General features: G+C 65.5%; 15 protein-coding genes and 3 tRNA genes. 11 read left to right on the top strand and 7 right to left on the bottom strand.

What is annotated here, in order from left to right:
- The first annotated feature begins 80 nt into the window (after positions 1–80).
- From H7A86_RS09230 to H7A86_RS09185, 10 genes are all read left to right on the top strand, one after another.
- Positions 81–707 (top strand): glycine cleavage system transcriptional repressor, encoded by a 627-nt coding sequence (locus tag H7A86_RS09230; RefSeq protein ID WP_002813792.1) that lies wholly within the window; start codon positions 81–83, stop codon positions 705–707.
- Positions 708–720: 13 nt separating this feature from the next.
- The gene (locus H7A86_RS09225) at positions 721–1,071 is read left to right on the top strand and encodes a ribonuclease E inhibitor RraB (protein ID WP_104582911.1); all 351 of its coding nucleotides are present in this window, start codon (positions 721–723) and stop codon (positions 1,069–1,071) included.
- 37 nt (positions 1,072–1,108) lie between these two features.
- Entirely contained in the window at positions 1,109–1,591 is a 483-nt protein-coding gene (locus tag H7A86_RS09220) for a peroxiredoxin (protein WP_119132147.1), read from the top strand.
- Between the two features lie 82 nt (positions 1,592–1,673).
- Positions 1,674–3,071 carry a PhoH family protein gene (locus H7A86_RS09215; RefSeq protein WP_104582909.1) on the top strand — a complete coding sequence of 466 codons (1,398 nt, stop codon included), beginning with the start codon at positions 1,674–1,676 and terminating at the stop codon, positions 3,069–3,071.
- Positions 3,071–3,553 carry a hypothetical protein gene (locus H7A86_RS09210; RefSeq protein ID WP_119132148.1) on the top strand — a complete coding sequence of 161 codons (483 nt, stop codon included), beginning with the start codon at positions 3,071–3,073 and terminating at the stop codon, positions 3,551–3,553. The genes H7A86_RS09215 and H7A86_RS09210 overlap by 1 nt, the downstream gene beginning before the upstream one ends.
- A 6-nt stretch (positions 3,554–3,559) precedes the next feature.
- Positions 3,560–4,231: a YoaK family protein gene (locus H7A86_RS09205; protein WP_119132149.1), complete on the top strand. Its 672-nt coding sequence runs from the start codon at positions 3,560–3,562 to the stop codon at positions 4,229–4,231.
- A gap of 37 nt (positions 4,232–4,268) precedes the next feature.
- Positions 4,269–5,078, top strand: a complete 810-nt coding sequence (thiD, locus tag H7A86_RS09200; RefSeq protein ID WP_180708094.1) for a bifunctional hydroxymethylpyrimidine kinase/phosphomethylpyrimidine kinase — start codon at positions 4,269–4,271, stop codon at positions 5,076–5,078.
- Positions 5,075–5,956, top strand: coding sequence for an alpha/beta hydrolase family protein (locus H7A86_RS09195; RefSeq protein ID WP_119132151.1), 882 nt, complete (start codon positions 5,075–5,077; stop codon positions 5,954–5,956). Before thiD ends, H7A86_RS09195 begins: the two co-directional genes overlap by 4 nt.
- A gap of 40 nt (positions 5,957–5,996) precedes the next feature.
- Positions 5,997–6,073: transfer RNA gene (locus tag H7A86_RS09190), tRNA-Arg, on the top strand.
- Between the two features lie 107 nt (positions 6,074–6,180).
- Positions 6,181–6,257, top strand: a tRNA-Arg gene (locus H7A86_RS09185).
- A 146-nt stretch (positions 6,258–6,403) separates the two neighbouring features.
- Here H7A86_RS09185 and H7A86_RS09180 read toward each other — a convergent pair.
- Both H7A86_RS09180 and H7A86_RS09175 read right to left on the bottom strand, forming a co-directional pair.
- Complete coding sequence (locus tag H7A86_RS09180; protein ID WP_104648534.1) at positions 6,404–7,396, bottom strand: DedA family protein/thiosulfate sulfurtransferase GlpE; 993 nt, start codon at positions 7,394–7,396, stop codon at positions 6,404–6,406.
- A gap of 44 nt (positions 7,397–7,440) precedes the next feature.
- Positions 7,441–8,385 (bottom strand): LysR family transcriptional regulator, encoded by a 945-nt coding sequence (locus tag H7A86_RS09175; protein ID WP_119132152.1) that lies wholly within the window; start codon positions 8,383–8,385, stop codon positions 7,441–7,443.
- A gap of 137 nt (positions 8,386–8,522) precedes the next feature.
- Between H7A86_RS09175 and H7A86_RS09170 the strand changes: the two genes are divergently transcribed.
- The gene (locus tag H7A86_RS09170) at positions 8,523–9,224 is read left to right on the top strand and encodes a pirin family protein (RefSeq protein WP_104582902.1); all 702 of its coding nucleotides are present in this window, start codon (positions 8,523–8,525) and stop codon (positions 9,222–9,224) included.
- A 198-nt stretch (positions 9,225–9,422) separates the two neighbouring features.
- Here the strand turns inward: H7A86_RS09170 and H7A86_RS09165 are convergent, their stop codons facing one another.
- The 5 genes from H7A86_RS09165 to recX form a co-directional block, all read right to left on the bottom strand.
- Complete coding sequence (locus H7A86_RS09165; RefSeq protein ID WP_232099332.1) at positions 9,423–11,387, bottom strand: methyl-accepting chemotaxis protein; 1,965 nt, start codon at positions 11,385–11,387, stop codon at positions 9,423–9,425.
- A 235-nt stretch (positions 11,388–11,622) separates the two neighbouring features.
- Positions 11,623–11,715 (bottom strand) — tRNA-Ser (locus H7A86_RS09160).
- A gap of 83 nt (positions 11,716–11,798) precedes the next feature.
- Positions 11,799–12,011: a carbon storage regulator CsrA gene (gene csrA, locus H7A86_RS09155; RefSeq protein ID WP_003481884.1), complete on the bottom strand. Its 213-nt coding sequence runs from the start codon at positions 12,009–12,011 to the stop codon at positions 11,799–11,801.
- A 138-nt stretch (positions 12,012–12,149) separates the two neighbouring features.
- Positions 12,150–14,798, bottom strand: a complete 2,649-nt coding sequence (gene alaS, locus H7A86_RS09150; RefSeq protein ID WP_119132154.1) for an alanine--tRNA ligase — start codon at positions 14,796–14,798, stop codon at positions 12,150–12,152.
- Between the two features lie 101 nt (positions 14,799–14,899).
- On the bottom strand, positions 14,900–15,388 hold the full coding sequence (gene recX / locus H7A86_RS09145) for a recombination regulator RecX (RefSeq protein WP_104582899.1): 489 nt from the start codon (positions 15,386–15,388) through the stop codon (positions 14,900–14,902).
- Positions 15,389–15,626 lie beyond the last annotated feature (238 nt).

The following is a 15,626-nucleotide window of genomic DNA, read 5'->3' as shown; positions in this document are numbered from 1 at the left end:
CTTACGTGACAGGAAAGGCCCGCGCGCACGCGGGTTGTGGCCGCCTGCATGTTACTTGCGGCGCGAAACCACGGGCAAGTATGCTGGTCACCGCCAGGGCGCCTGCCCGGGCGGCCATTCAGCCTGATGCAATGCCGGAAGCCCCTTTGACCGACTCGACTCCCCGGCCCTCGCCGACCGAAAACCACCTCCTGATCAACGCCTACACGACGCATCCGGAGTCCCCCCTGTTGCCCGTCACCCGCCGCATCGCCGATAGCGGCTGCAATCTCGTGGACGCCCGCCTGGCCACGGTGGGGCGCGATGTCTCGGTCACCGCCCTGGCCACCGGCTCCTGGGACTCGGTCGCCAAGCTGGAGGCCATGCTGACCCGCCTCGAGCGCGAGGAAGGCCTGAAGCTGGTGTGGTACCGCACCGGCCCCAAGCAGACCCAGTCCAACCTGCTGCCCTACATCGTCGAAGTCATCGCCGCCGACAAGCCGGGCATCCTGTTCCAGCTGGCCGATTTCTTCGACCGCCAGGGCATCACCATCGAGAACCTGCAGAGCACGCGCTACCGCGCCATGCAGACCGGCGCGGAGATGTTCTCTGCGCAGGTGACGATCGGCGTGCCGGCCAACATGCACATCGCCGCACTGCGCGATGATTTCCTGGAATTCTGTGATCACCTCAATCTCGACGCGATCATGGACCCGATGAAGTTCTGAGGCAGACGTCCCGATGGCCATTGCCCTTTCCGCACTGAAACAGATGTTCGAGCACATCCGCTCCGAGACCGACTGGAATCTCGACGGGCCGTTGCGCTGGGAATATTTCTTCGCCGACCCGGCGCAGCAACCGCTGCAACAGCTCGCCGCGCAACTGACCCAGGACGGCTATCGCGTCATCGACATCTTCCTCGGCGAACGCGACGAAGACGATGGCGACGACGAGGAGTCCTACTTCCTGCATGTGGACAAGCTGGAACAGCACACCATCGAGTCGCTGAATCAGCGCAATGCGCAGTTCGACGCGCTTGCCAAACGTTTCCACGTGGCTGCTTATGATGGGATGGACGTCGGCCCGGCATGACCGCGCCGCACGCCCCTCCACTTTGGGCTGAGCAACGATGACCGACGCTGTACTTGACCTCCCCGCCGCAAGCCTGGACCTGCCACTGTCGCTGTCCGGTGGCATTCAGACCACCTTGCGCGGCTACGCCGGCAAATGGCTGGTGCTGTACTTCTACCCGAAGGACAGCACGCCCGGCTGCACCACCGAAGGCCTGGATTTCAACGCGCTGCTGCCTCAGTTCACGCAGGCCGGCGCGGTCGTGCTGGGCGTGTCGCGCGACTCGGTGAAGTCGCACGACAGTTTCTGCGCCAAGCAGGGCTTTGCCTTCCCGCTGGTCAGCGATGGCGACCAGGCCCTGTGCCGCGCCTTCGACGTGATCAAGGACAAGAACATGTACGGCAAGCAGGTGCTCGGTATCGAGCGCAGCACCTTCCTGCTGTCGCCCGAAGGGGTGGTGGTGCAGGCCTGGCGCAAGGTCAAGGTGGCCGGCCACGCCGACGCCGTGCTGGCCGCGTTGAAGGCGCACGCCAGACAGTGACGCCCCCTGGTTTCCCGTGTCCTCCATCACCCTGCCCCGCAGGCGTGATGGCTCGCCCCTGTTCCATCACTTGGAAGACCCAATGACCCGAGGCAAGCGCATCTACGTGCTGGACACCAACGTGCTGATGCACGATCCCACCGCGCTGTTCAAATTCGAGGAACACGATGTGTTCCTGCCGATGCAGGTGATCGAGGAACTGGACAACGCCAAGAAGGGCACGTCCGAAGTCAGCCGCAATGCGCGCCAGGTCAGCCGCTTCCTGGACGAATTGCTGGAGAACACCAACGCCGAGCAGATCCAGGCCGGCATCCTGCTCAGCCATCCGCAGGGCATCCAGCTCAAGGGCCAGGCCGCGATCGGCCGGCTGTATTTCCAGATCCATCCGATCGACCCGGGCCGCACCTTCGGCGCGATGATTCCGGACAACAAGATCCTGGCATCGGTGCTGGCGCTGTGCGAGGAGAATCCGGATGTACCGGTCATCCTGGTGTCCAAGGACATCAACCTGCGCATCAAGGCCTACATCAGCGGCCTGAATGCCGAGGACTACCAGAACGATCGCGCGCTGGACGATTTCAGCCTGCTGTTCACCGGCGCCATCGAACTGCCGGAAAACTTCTGGGAAAAGCACAACCAGGACCTGCGCAGCTGGAACGAGCGTGGCCGCACCCATTACGAGATCGTGCTGGCCGACGACGAGGACTGGTATCCGAACCAGTACCTGTATCTGCCGGGCGAGGACGAAGTGGAACTGCGCGTGGCCAAGGTCGGCGGCGGCAAGGCTACGCTGTGCCTGGTCGACGATTTCCGCAGCGGCCAGCACGCGGTGTGGGGCATCGTGGCGCGCAACCGCGAGCAGAACTTCGCGCTCAATGCCTTGATGGACCCGGAGATCGATTTCGTCACCCTGCTCGGCACCGCCGGTACCGGCAAGACCTTGCTCGCCCTGGCCGCCGGCCTGGCGCAGACGATGGATCAGCAGCGTTACCGCGAAATCATCATGACCCGCGCCACCGTCAGCGTCGGCGAAGACATCGGCTTTCTGCCCGGCACCGAAGAGGAAAAGATGACCCCGTGGATGGGCGCACTGACCGACAACCTGGAAGTGCTCACCCACAACCAGGAAGGCGGCTCGTGGGGCCGCGCGGCCACCAACGACCTGCTCGCCAGCCGCATCAAGATCCGCTCGATGAACTTCATGCGCGGGCGCACCTTCCTGTCGCGCTACCTGATTCTGGACGAAGCGCAGAACCTCACGCCCAAGCAGATGAAGACGCTGATCACCCGTGCCGGCCCCGGCACCAAGATCGTGTGCCTGGGCAATGTCGAACAGATCGATACGCCCTACCTCACCGAGACCACCTCGGGCCTGACCTATGCGGTGGACCGCTTCAAGGCCTGGCCGCACAGCGCGCATATCACGCTGCGTCGTGGCGAGCGGTCGCGCCTGGCCGACTTCGCCTCGGAGGTGCTGTGATGCACCTGCTGCGCAGCGCGGCGGCGTTCACCGTCCTGGCACTGGCCGGCTGCGCGACCACGCCGCCTCCGGCCAGCGTTCCCACCAACCTCAAGAGCGGGCAATCCTGGGTCATCACCCGCCAGAGCGTCGCCGAGCAGGTGCTGGACACCTGCTCGCGCGACAGCCCGGCGCGTCATCCTGGCCAGATCACCGGCTACTGGACACCGAGCCAGCAGCAGATCGAGCAGCTCGAATCCAGGCAGGATGCCTTGACCCCGACCATCCCCGAGCCACGTGATTTCGACCGCCAGTATGTCGGCGTGGTGATCCAGGGCCAGCAGCTGATCTACATCAACGCCTTCAGGCTGCCGAACGATCCGCCAGTGAAACCGGCCAGGGACGCGATCCGGGTGTGCGATGGCGGCGGTGCGTTCTGGGGCGCGTTGTACGACCCGCAAACCGGGGCGTTTTCGCAGATCGCCATCAACGGCACGCCCTGACCGGCGATGGGCCTGTTGCTGCCGCGCTGGGTCTGGATCGGCGCGGTCGCGTTGTCGGGTGTGGCCGGCATGGTCAACGTGGTCGGCTACCTGGGTTCCGAACACCAGGTGGTCAGCCACCTCACCGGCACCACCAGCCTGCTCGGCGTGGCCCTGGTGCAGGACAGCGCACCGGAGATCGGCTTCCTGTGGGGCATCCTGATCGCCTTCTGCGCAGGCGCCATGCTCAGCGGCCTGATCATCCAGGACGATGTCTTGCGGCTCGGACAGCGCTACGGCGCGGCGCTGCTGCTCGAAGCGCTGCTGTTGCTGGCCGCGATTCCGCTGTTCAAGCTGCATCACGTCGGCGGCGCGCTGGTCGCCGCAGGTGCCTGCGGGCTGCAGAACGCCATGGCCACCACCCTCAGTGGCGCCGCGGTGCGCACCACGCACCTGAGCGGCATGTTCACCGACCTGGGCATCGGCCTGGGGCATCTGATGCGCGGGCGCCCGCTGCAGGTGCGCCGGCTCACGCTGAGCGGGTTGATCATCAGCGGCTTTCTCGCCGGCAGCGTGCTTGGCACCTGGCTGTTCCAGCGCTGGCACTACGACGCGCTCTACCTGCCAGCCGGCCTCACCGGATTGACCGGTGCCGGCTACATTGCCTACCTGCAATGGCGTCGCTGGCGTACGCAATGATCCGCACTTCCGCCAGACGGCAGTGCAGAATCCCCTCATGACCACGTCCAGCACGCTGTCCGCCCTGACCATCGCCGGCTCCGATTCCGGCGGTGGTGCCGGCATCCAGGCCGACCTCAAGACCTTCGCCGCGCACCGCGTGCACGGCTTGTCGGCCATCGCTGCGTTGACCGCGCAGAACACCCGCGCCGTCATTGCCGTGCATGTCCCGCCGGTCGCGTTTCTGCGGGCGCAGATCGATGCCTGCTTTGCGGACTTCGAAATTCAGGCAGTCAAGCTCGGCATGCTCGCCAACGCCGAGGTCATCCATTGCGTGGCCGATCTGCTTGAAACCCATCGCCCACCCTTCGTGGTGCTCGACCCGGTGATGGTGTCCACCAGTGGCGCCCGCCTGCTCGAAGACGCCGCGCTGGAGGCCCTGCGCACGCGCCTGCTGCCGCTGGCCACGCTGATCACGCCGAATACGCCCGAAGCCGAACTGCTGACCGGCCGCCGCATCGACGATGCCGATGCCGCCGAGCACGCCACCGCCGCACTGCTCGACCTCGGCGCCAACGCAGTGCTGCTCAAGGGCGGTCACCTGCACGAGGGCACGCGCGTGATCGACCGCTTCGATGACGGCGTCACCCAGGACGTGTTCATGCATCCGCGCCTGCAGGTCGATGCGCACGGCACCGGCTGCAGCCTGTCGGCGGCCATTGCCGCGCAGGTGTGCCAGGGCCTGTCCCTGCTCAATGCCTGCGAAGCGGCCATCGACTACGTCGCGCGCGCCATCCGCCTCGGCCACAGCCCCGGTCATGGCGAGGTGCTGGTCCTGGACCATTTCGGCGCCGCGCCCAGCCCATGAGCGTGCACGCCAGCACGCTCACCGTCACCGCCGTGGATGGACATGCCTGGCAGGTGCTGCGTCACGCCCCGGCGCGGCCGATCGCCAGCCTGCTGTGGCTGCCGGCACTCGGGGTCGCCGCGCGACACTACCAGCCGTTCGCGCATGCACTGGCCGGCACCGGCATTGCGGTGTACCTGCACGAATGGCGTGGCATTGGCAGCAGCACCCTGCGCCCCTCGCGCCAGCACGACTGGGGCTATCGCGCGCTGCTTGCCGACGATATTCCCGCCAGCCGGGCGCTGCTCGACCTGCATGACCCGCAGCTGCCGTGCGTGCTCGGCGGTCACAGCCTGGGCGGCCAACTGGCCTGTTGCCATGCCGCGTTGCAGCCTGCACGGATTGCGCAGCTGTGGCTGGTCGCCAGCGGCTCGCCCTACTGGCGCAATTTCCCGGTGCCGATGCGCTACGGCCTGCCGCTGATCTTCCGACTGTTGCCATGGCTGGCACGTACCCAGGGCGTGCTGCATGGACGAACGCTCGGTTTCGGCGGAACCGAGGCGCGCAGCCTGATCGCCGATTGGGCGCAGGTCGGTCGCAGCAATCGTTATCGTGCGGCCGGCACGTCATGGAATCTCGAACAGGCGCTGGGCCAACTGCGCACGCCGATCAGCGCAGTAACCTTCGCACGCGACCGCTTCGGCCCGCCCGGCGCCTTGCAGGCCTTGCTGCAGAAAATGCCGCAGGCACCTGCCGAGCGCATCGCCCTGGACGATGCGCAACTGGGCGCGCGTAGCGATCATTTTGCGTGGATGAAGACGCCTGCTGCCGTTGCCGCTGCGCTGCGGCGGCAGCTTGGCGATGCGGGCAGCGACGATCGACTTTCACAAAGGGATTGACGAGCACTCCAGGCATCCGCATAATTCCGCTCCTGACGACGCGCCCGTAGCTCAGTTGGATAGAGTACCTGGCTACGAACCAGGCGGTCGGGAGTTCGAATCTCTCCGGGCGCACCATCTTCAGAACAACGAGAGACAGCCTTCAAACGCTGTCTTTTTAGTTAAAAGGTCTTATCGCACTGCGATGGATCTGCAAGTCGAAACGCAAGTCAAAACAAGATAATGCGCCCGTAGCTCAGTTGGATAGAGTACCTGGCTACGAACCAGGCGGTCGGGAGTTCGAATCTCTCCGGGCGCACCAATCTTGAAGAAAACGACCAGCTTGCTGGTCTTTTTTTTGCCTGCCGTTCGAGGACGAATCGTGGCTGCGCCGTTACGACGCAGCCAACACCAAGCAAGACGCGCGACAGGCCGGCATGCGCGCGGCATGTCACCGCATCACGGCGATCAGGCCATCGCATCCAGCGCATCGGCCCCGGCCACCACCACGACCGGCAGCAGCGAGGTCACCGGATGCCCGGCGTCGCGCCAGGCATCCAGCCCACCCAGCAGCGGCCGCACGTCGCGATATCCGCGCTCGCGCATCCGAGCGGCCAACCACGCCGCCGACACCTCGTCCGGGCACGCGCAATAGATCACCACGCTGCGATCGCGCGGCACGCTGGCAAGGATCTGCGCCAGCTGACGCTCGTCGGCAAACACCGCGCCGGGAATCGTGTACGGCTGCAGATCGCGATGGCCCGGCGCCCGGATATCCAGCACCGTCGGCCGCAGCGCTTCGTCGCCATCGAGCAGCGGCACCAGCTCCTCCACGGCGATCCGCGCATGCTCCAGCGAACGCAGCAGGGCATGCCGGCGCCACCAGCGCCAGCCGACGTAGCAGGCCAGCGACACGGCCACGACGACGATCGCACCGGACCCCAGGTCGGACAGCAGCGCCAGCACGTCCTGCACCTGCTGCGCGAACAGCGCGCCCAGGCCCAGGCCGACCAATGCCCACAGCGACGCACCCAGGGCGTCGTAGCGCAGGAACGCCGCCGGGCGCACCCGCATCGCACCGGCCATCGGCACCGAGACCATCGACAGACCGGGCACGAACTTGGCCACCGCCAGCACCCGCACCCCCCAGCGCGAGAAGAACCGCTCGGTCTTTTTCATGCAGGTATCGCGCGACAGCGACAGCCGGCACAGCGACTGCAAGGTGCGATTGCCGAAACGGCGGCCAGCCAGATACCAGGCCAGGTCGCCGAGCAGGCTTGCCAGCACCGACACCGCCAAGGCCGTCAGTCCGGCCAGCCAGGCATCCTCCCCGCCCTGCAGCGCGTAGCCGGCCCCGACCAGCACCAGGGTCGGCAGCGCCGGCACCGGCAGGCCCAGCGACAACGCCAGCACGTTGGCAAAGACCAGCGCCAATCCGTACTGTTCGATCAAGCCCTGCATGCGGCGCCCCTGCGCGACGGCGAGGGCCCATTATCGGCCCTTCTTCACGCGCGCGACTGCCCGGCGGCGACGGAACGATACGTTTCGGCAAGCGACTGCAACCAGCCATCGAACAGCCCATCGCTGCGCAATGCGCGCCGCCACCAGCCCAGCGCCTCGCCCTCCTCGCCCGGACGCCAGGCCAGGTAGAACGTTTCGTCGGGTTTGCGGATTTCCACCTGCAGCTCGCACAGCAGGCCATCCTGCAGCGCGCCGCGCGCATATGGCTCGGGCAGAAAGCCGTAGCCAGCGCCGGCCAGCTGCAGCTGCAGCTTGGTCTGCATGTCCGGCACGGTGAGCACATCGCGCGCGGACAGCAGGCCGACCGTGCGTGGCAGCAGACGCCGTGCCGAATCGGCCACCGCGATCGCACGATGTTCGGCCAGTTCGGCCGCGCCCAGCGTGCCGGCGCCGGCCAGTGGATGCGTGGAGGCCACCGCGAACACAAAGCCCAGCGTCCCGATCGCCTCGGCGACGTAGCCACCACCGCTCGGGCCCTCGCCCGCCGCGACGATCAGGTCCACGCGCCGATCCAGCAGCGCCTCCCAACTGCCGGACAAGGATTCGCTCACCACGCGCAGGCGCGTGCTGTCGGCCACCGTGTAGAAGTCCAGGATCTGCGCCTGCAGCAGGGCGACCGGCAGGATCGCGTCCAGCCCGATCGCAAAGTCCGACTCCCAGCCCGACGCCACCCGCCTTACCCGCACCTCCAGCTCCTGCGCGGCGCGCAGCAGCTGCCGCCCTTCGCGCAGCAGCTCACGCCCCGCCTGCGTGGGCGTGGCCTTCGGTCCAACCCGCTCGAACAACTGCACGCCCAGGTCGTCCTCCAGCTTGGAGACCGTATAGGAAATCGTCGACGGCACCTTGAACATCACCTTGGCCGCCGCCGTGAACGAACCGCGGCGGTCGATCGCGTCCAGGATCTGCAGCGCTTCCAGGCTGATGGTCATTGTTCGATTTTTTCGATGGTAGCTGCCAAATCTACTCGCTTTTCGTTGCCGATGCGCAGGCCCAGACTACGCATCAAGCCGCTGGGACACCGATTTCCCCTTCCCGGCGACACTCGAACCTTTCAAGGAGAAGCAGCATGTTGACTGTCCGCAAGAGCGAAACCCGTGGCCGCGCCGAACATGGCTGGCTGTCCTCGCGCCATACGTTCTCCTTCGCCAGTTACCACGACCCGCGCCACATGGGCATCGGCCCGCTACGGGTGATCAACGAGGACAAGGTGACCCCGGGCGAAGGCTTCGGTACCCATGCCCACCGCGACATGGAGATCATTTCCTACGTCCTGGGTGGCGCGCTGGAGCACAAGGACAGCATGGGCACCGGCTCGGTGCTGCACTACGGCGACGTGCAGCGCATGAGCGCCGGCAGCGGCGTCACCCACAGCGAGTTCAACCACTCGGCCAGCGAGCCGGTGCACTTCCTGCAGATCTGGGTGATGCCCGAACGCAACGGCATCGAGCCCAGCTACGAGGAGAAGCATTTCGATGCCGACAGCAAGCGCAACCAGCTGCGCCTGATCGCCTCGCCCGGTGGCGAGCACGGCTCGCTGCGCCTGCACCAGGATGCACGCCTGTATGCCTCCATCCTCGATGGCCAGGTGCGCCTGCAACAGCCGCTGGCCGATGGTCGCATCGGCTACGTGCAGGTGGCGCGCGGCAGCCTGAGCGTCAATGGCCAGGCACTGTCGGCCGGGGACGCGCTGCAGATCACCGGCGAGCCGGAGATCGTGCTGGCCGATGCACGCGATGCGGAAGTGCTGGTGTTCGACCTGCCGCAGTAAACGGCACCAGCCCGGCATGCAGCGTGCTGCAGACAATGCGGCACGCTGCGCGCTGGAGACTGGCCGACAGCACAAAGCCCGCTTCCGGCGGGCTTTTTTGTGCTCAGACGATCAGCCTGCAAGGCACCGGCGATGCCGCTGCCATGCATGGCGCCATGCATCGACGCCGCCGCGCATCAGCACATCCCTGCGCGGGGATCACGCGGCCTGCGGCTTGGCGAGCGGCTTGATCGGGGCCTCGCTGCGCACAGCCGCCGCCCCGGTGTCGCGATCACCTTCGCCATCGCCATTGACCAAGGCAAACAGCGCATCGGCATCGGCTTCCAGCACACGCGCCGAGCGCGCCAGGTCGTCGACCATCTGCGCCTGGTCTCGCGCCTGCACACCGATCGATTGCAGCGCGGTATTGGCGGTGGAAATGTCCCGCGCCTGCTCCTGGCTGGCAGCGGCAATCTGCTCCACGGTCGCGGTGACGCGCAGCACCGAGCCGACCATGTCCTGCATCACCACACCGGCCTGCTCGGCCAGGCGCGAACCATCGCCCACCTGGTCTGTCGCATTGTCGATCAAGCCACGGATCTCCTTCGCCGAGACGCTGCAGCGCTGCGCCAGGCTACGCACCTCGGTCGCCACCACGGCAAATCCACGGCCCTGCTCGCCAGCACGTGCCGCTTCCACGGCGGCATTCAAGGCCAGGATATTGGTCTGGAACGCAATGCCGTCGATCACCTCGATGATCTGGCCGATACGATCGGTCGCCGAGCGGATGCCGGCCGTGGTCTTGACCATGTCGGCGATGACGGTGGCGCCACGTCGCGCAACATCGGCCGATGCTTCGGCCATGCGCTGGGCCGAATTGGCGCTGTCGGAATTGGTGCGGACGGTCTCTGCCAGTTGGTCGATGGTGGTCGAGGTCTGCGCCACCGCTGCCGACTGCGTGGACGAGCGGCTCACCAGCTCCTGGTTGCTGACCGAAATATGGTGTGCCTCGCGCTGCACGTTCTGCGCGATGCTCAGTGTCTGCTGCATCAACTGCCCCATGCGCTCGGCAGAGCGCACCTGGTCGGTGACATCGGTGGCGTACTTGACCACCTTGTACGGCCGCCCGGACACGTCCAGGATCGGGTTGTAGGACGCCTGGATCCATACCGAACTGCCATCCTTGTGCAGCCGACGGTAGCGGCCCGCATCGAACTGGCCACGCGCCAGCTTTGTCCAGAAATGCCGGTAGTCTTCGGAGGCGCCGTAGCTTGCGTCGACGAAGATGCGGTGATGCTGGCCGATCGCTTCCTCGGCGGAGTACCCCAAAATGGCCAGGAAGTTGTCGTTGGCGGTCAGCACACGCCCTTCCAGATCGAACTCGATCACGCCCATGACCTTGTCGATGGCCTGAATGCGGCCATCGGCATCGGCCGAATCGATCACCTGACGGGTCACATCGGTGGCGTACTTGACCACCTTGTACGGCCGCCCGTGCTCGTCGAGGACGGGATTGTAGGACGCCTGGATCCACACCTCCCGACCGTCCTTGCCGATGCGCTTGTAGCGGCCCGCGTCGAACGCGCCGCGCCCAAGCTTGTCCCAGAACGCGCGATAGGCCGCCGACTGACGCGTTTGCGCGTCCACGAACATGCCGTGATGCTTGCCGCGGATCTCATCGAGCCGGTAGCCCATGGCCGCAAGGAAATTCTCGTTGGCATCGAGCACCGTGCCGTCCAGCGAAAACTCGATGACCGCCATGACCTTGTCGATCGCATCGATGCGGCCTTCGAAATCGGCGGTCTGGCGCACCTGCGCAGTGATGTCGGTGGCGTACTTGACCACCCGATAGGCCTTGCCCGCACGATCCAGCAACGGGTTGTAGGAGGCGTTGATCCATACCTCGCGCCCATGCTTGTCCAGGCGACAGAACTGCCCGGCGTTGAAATCGCCGCGGCGCAGCGCCTGCCAGAACTGCCGGTAGCTTTCGCTGTCGCGGTCGCCAGGAGTCACGAACATGCGGTGATGCTGACCGACGACTTCGTCCAGCCGGTAGCCCATCAGTGACAGGAAGTTCTGGTTCACATGCAGGATGCGGCCATCCAGATCGAACTCGATCACCGCCATCACCCGGTCCACGGCATCGGCCTTGTGCTGCAGCCCACGGCTCCGGGAAGAAAACAGGCGTCCAAGCAGCGGCGGTAGGCGCATCGGGTTGAGATCCGAAAGAGGTGTCACAGCCTTAGCGACCCATGCCCGGGTTACTTGAATCGCTGCCTACGGCACGTTTGTGGCAATTCAGACGCTGCCGCCGGTGCGGCTGCCGGCGTTGCGCCGGCGCCCTGCCTGCAATCGTCATCACCACGTCGACACAAATGAAAACGCCCGCAAATCATGGATTTGCGGGCGTTCAAAACACTGGCGGAGCGAGAGGGATTCGAACCCTCGATAGAGCTTTTGACCCTATACTCCCTTAGCAGGGGAGCCCCTTCAGCCGCTCGGGCATCGCTCCAGTTTTTGCGTCCTGCCGCGGTGTCCGTCGCAGGCCGCGAAGAATACCGGGTAAGAGGGGCTAACGTAAACCCTTTATGACGATCAATTCGAAGAATCGTCGCCGTGATGCGCACCGGAAGCGACCGGCTCATCCCCACGCTGGATCCGCTGATAGATTTCTTCGCGGTGTACAGCAACATCTTTCGGTGCGGTGATGCCGATGCGCACCTGATTACCCTTGACGCCGAGTACGGTCACAGTGACCGAGTCGCCGATCATCAAGGTTTCGCCTACCCGGCGAGTGAGGATCAACATTTTGCAAATCTCCTGGAACCGGTGGGCTTCCCACCAGCATCGGCGGCCGATTGATAAGGCCCGCCCTAGGTAAAGGGAATAGACCGGAAATGGTAGCGGGACACCCTGCCAACCAGCAAGGCATACCAGCACAAGTGTTCAGCCCAAGTGTTGCTTGACCCAGGAGGGCACGCCGTCGAGCGCGGTCGCAAGGGCGGGACCATCCTCGCCACCACCCTGGGCGAGATCCGGACGACCGCCGCCCTTGCCCCCAATCTGACTGGCGATATGGCCGAGGAGTTCCCCCGCCTTCACCTTGCCAGTTGGGCTGCCATTCACACCGGCCACGAGCGCAACCTTGCCACCGGCGGCACCTGCCAACACGATGACCGAATCGCCCAGTTGCTGCTTGAGACGATCCATCGCATCGCGCAGCGCCTTGGCATCGAAACCCTCCAGACGCACGGCGACCACCTTGACGCCTGCCACGTCGACGGCACTGGAACCCAGGTCCGCAGTGGCACCGGAGGCCAGCTTGGCCTTGAGCGACTCCAGCTCACGCTCAAGCCGCTTCTGACGCTCGGTGAGCGCGCGCACCTTGTCGACCACCTCGGTAGCGTTGCCGCCGAGCAGGCTGGCCGCCTCGAACATACGTCGCTCTTCATCGGCGACATGATCCAACGCGCCCTGCCCGGTCACCGCTTCGATGCGACGCACGCCCGAGGACACACCGCCTTCGGAGGTGATCTTGAACAGGCCGATATCGCCGGTACGGGTCACGTGCGTGCCACCGCAGAGTTCGGTGGAATAGCCGCCCATCTTCAGCACGCGCACGTTCTCGCCGTACTTTTCGCCGAACAAGGCCATCGCGCCGAAATCCAGCGCTTCCTGCATCGCCATGTTGTGCACTTCGACGCTGTGGTTGGTGCGCACCTCTGCGTTGACCTTGCGTTCGATCACAGCAAGCTCTTCGGGCGTGATCGGCTGGAAGTGCGAGAAGTCGAAGCGCAAGCGGTCCGGCGCCACCAGCGAGCCCTTCTGCTGCACATGCGTGCCCAGCACCTCGCGCAGGGCCGCATGCAGCAGATGCGTGGCCGAGTGGTTGAGGATGGTCTTGCCACGACGCTGCACGTCGATGCCGCCCGCCAGCACATCGCCCACTGCCAGCGTACCCTCGGTGATGCGCCCCACATGGCCATGGAACTGGCCGGCAAATTTCTGGGTGTCGACGATCTCGATGGAGACATCGCCACCGCTCAGCTGGCCGCTATCACCGACCTGGCCACCGGATTCGGCGTAGAACGGCGTGCGATCGGTGAATACGATGACCTCGTCGCCGGCTTGCGCGCGCTCGACCGGGCGGCCCTGCTTGAGCAACGCCACCACCTTGAGCGCATCGGCGTCATAGGCTTCATAGCCCAGAAACACCGTCGGCGACATGGTGGCGACCAGATCGGCCGGCAATGCGACGCCACCGCCGAACTTGCCGGCGGCACGCGCGGTCTCGCGCTGACGCTCCATGGCGAACTCGAAGCCCTCCATGTCCACGCGCAAGCCACGCTCGCGTGCAATGTCGGAGGTCAGATCGACCGGAAATCCATAGGTGTCGAAGAGGCGGAAGGCATCGGCGCCGGGAATCACTTCCTGCGAGCGCGCGGCAACCTCGTCGAAGATCTTCATGCCGGCGTCCAGCGTCTCGGCAAAGCGCTCCTCTTCGGCCAGCAGCGCCCGCGTAACGGTCTCCCGTGCGACCACCAGTTCGGGATAGGCCTCGCCCATCAGCTCGACCAGGGTCGGCACCATCTTGCTGAAGAACGGCTGGCGCACCCCCAGCATCCAGCCATGCCGCAGCGCACGCCGGATGATCCGGCGCAGCACATAACCACGGCCCTCGTTGGACGGCAGCACACCATCGACGATCAGGAACGAACAGGCGCGGATGTGATCGGCGATCACCCGCAGCGACTTGTTCTCCAGATCGGCGACCCCGGTCAGCGCACTGGCCTTGCCGATCAAGGCCTGGAACAGATCGATCTCGTAGTTGGTATGCACGTGCTGCAGGATCGCAGCCAGCCGCTCCAGGCCCATGCCGGTGTCCACGCACGGCGCCGGCAACGGCACCAGGGTGCCGTCGGGCTGGCGGTCGAACTGCATGAAGACCAGGTTCCAGATCTCGATGAAGCGATCGCCATCCTCGTCTGGCGAACCGGGCGGACCACCGGCGATTTGGTCGCCGTGGTCGAAGAAGATCTCGGTGCACGGGCCGCATGGGCCGGTATCGGCCATTTGCCAGAAGTTGTCCGACGCATACGGCGCGCCCTTGTTGTCGCCGATGCGCACGATGCGACTTTCGGGAATGCCGATCATGTCGCGCCACAAGGCGAAGGCTTCTTCGTCGGTGTGGTAGACGGTGACCAGCAGTCGGTCGGCCGGCAGCTTCCAGACCTGGGTCAGCAGCTCCCAGGCCCAGCTGATGGCGTCTTTCTTGAAGTAATCGCCGAACGACCAGTTGCCCAGCATCTCGAAGAAGGTGTGATGCCGCGCGGTGTAGCCCACCGAATCCAGATCGTTGTGCTTGCCGCCGGCACGCAGGCAACGCTGCACGTCGGCCGCGCGCACGTAGCTGCGCTTTTCCGCGCCGAGGAAGACGTCCTTGAACTGGACCATGCCGGAATTGGTGAACAGCAAGGTCGGGTCGTTGCCCGGCACCAATGGCGCGGATGGCACGATGGTGTGGCCTTTCCCCTCGAAAAACGCGAGGAAGTCACTGCGGATCTGGGAAGTGCTGAATTTGGCGGGTGTGTTCATGTGCTGGCATTGGGCGGGCGGCAGTCCCGTTCACCCAATGAGATGTGGGCGCAGATGAGCGGAACAACCTGAAACCACGAAGGGTAGCAGGCCTGACGCCCTCAGTCCTCAAGGTCGAAGCGCGTGGCACTACGAATGCTGTTGCCATCAAAACCACGCCGGGCCAGCAGATCGGCGGCCTTGCGCCGCTGCGGCAGATCGGTGGGGCCCTGGTCGCCAAAGCGACGGCGGATCAGATCGCGCGCGTTTTCGGTCCAGTCGCCCTCGAATGTCGCCATTGCGGCACTGATGGCGTCGCTGTCCAGTCCATGGGTTCCGAGCTCGGCACGGATATGCAGCGGGCCGTAGCCCGAGCCTGCGCGATTGCGCACGACCGAAGCCGCAAAACGGGTGTCGTCCTGCCATCCTTCATCCGCCAGGCGCTCTACGGCCGCCTGTGCGGCGTCCGGCTCGATCCCGCGCGCCAGCAGCTTGCGGTTCAATTCCTTGCGCGAATGCTCGCGCCGCACCAGCAATCCCAGTGCGCGTTGGACCGGCGTCTGTTCCTTGAACCGGCGTCCCCGCTTTGGCGCGGGCGGTTGCTCGTCCATCGTGGGTGTCCCGAGTACGAAACTCAAACAGCATCAATGCGCCATCCGTGGCGCCTGCCCTCCTGGCCTTCGATAGATCTACCGCGGGAAGCGACGGCACTGACTCCGCCGTCCCCGCGATAGAAAACTTGCCGCAGCCATCAGTTCGGCCGTTCTGCCATCAGCCGGGCGCGGCTGGCAGGCGGAACCGGGGATGGCCCACTCGGACATCCTGGTTCGCGCTTGCCGCCGACACCGA

This window comes from Xanthomonas euroxanthea, assembly GCF_903989455.1.
GTDB classification, from domain to species: domain Bacteria; phylum Pseudomonadota; class Gammaproteobacteria; order Xanthomonadales; family Xanthomonadaceae; genus Xanthomonas; species Xanthomonas euroxanthea.
Note: the sequence above shows the minus strand (reverse complement) of the source record. Positions and strands in the feature narration are given on the sequence as shown.

Bases quoted from the DNA above. Each gene is read 5' to 3' on its own strand.
- H7A86_RS09230 (WP_002813792.1), top strand. From the start codon at position 81: ATGCTGGTCACCGCCAGGGCGCCTGCCCGGGCGGCCATTCAGCCTGAT.
- H7A86_RS09225 (WP_104582911.1), top strand. From the start codon at position 721: ATGGCCATTGCCCTTTCCGCACTGAAACAGATGTTCGAGCACATCCGC.
- H7A86_RS09220 (WP_119132147.1), top strand. From the start codon at position 1,109: ATGACCGACGCTGTACTTGACCTCCCCGCCGCAAGCCTGGACCTGCCA.
- H7A86_RS09215 (WP_104582909.1), top strand. From the start codon at position 1,674: ATGACCCGAGGCAAGCGCATCTACGTGCTGGACACCAACGTGCTGATG.
- H7A86_RS09210 (WP_119132148.1), top strand. From the start codon at position 3,071: ATGCACCTGCTGCGCAGCGCGGCGGCGTTCACCGTCCTGGCACTGGCC.
- H7A86_RS09205 (WP_119132149.1), top strand. From the start codon at position 3,560: ATGGGCCTGTTGCTGCCGCGCTGGGTCTGGATCGGCGCGGTCGCGTTG.
- thiD (WP_180708094.1), top strand. From the start codon at position 4,269: ATGACCACGTCCAGCACGCTGTCCGCCCTGACCATCGCCGGCTCCGAT.
- H7A86_RS09195 (WP_119132151.1), top strand. From the start codon at position 5,075: ATGAGCGTGCACGCCAGCACGCTCACCGTCACCGCCGTGGATGGACAT.
- H7A86_RS09180 (WP_104648534.1), bottom strand. From the start codon at position 7,396: ATGCAGGGCTTGATCGAACAGTACGGATTGGCGCTGGTCTTTGCCAAC.
- H7A86_RS09175 (WP_119132152.1), bottom strand. From the start codon at position 8,385: ATGACCATCAGCCTGGAAGCGCTGCAGATCCTGGACGCGATCGACCGC.
- H7A86_RS09170 (WP_104582902.1), top strand. From the start codon at position 8,523: ATGTTGACTGTCCGCAAGAGCGAAACCCGTGGCCGCGCCGAACATGGC.
- csrA (WP_003481884.1), bottom strand. From the start codon at position 12,011: ATGTTGATCCTCACTCGCCGGGTAGGCGAAACCTTGATGATCGGCGAC.
- alaS (WP_119132154.1), bottom strand. From the start codon at position 14,798: ATGAACACACCCGCCAAATTCAGCACTTCCCAGATCCGCAGTGACTTC.
- recX (WP_104582899.1), bottom strand. From the start codon at position 15,388: ATGGACGAGCAACCGCCCGCGCCAAAGCGGGGACGCCGGTTCAAGGAA.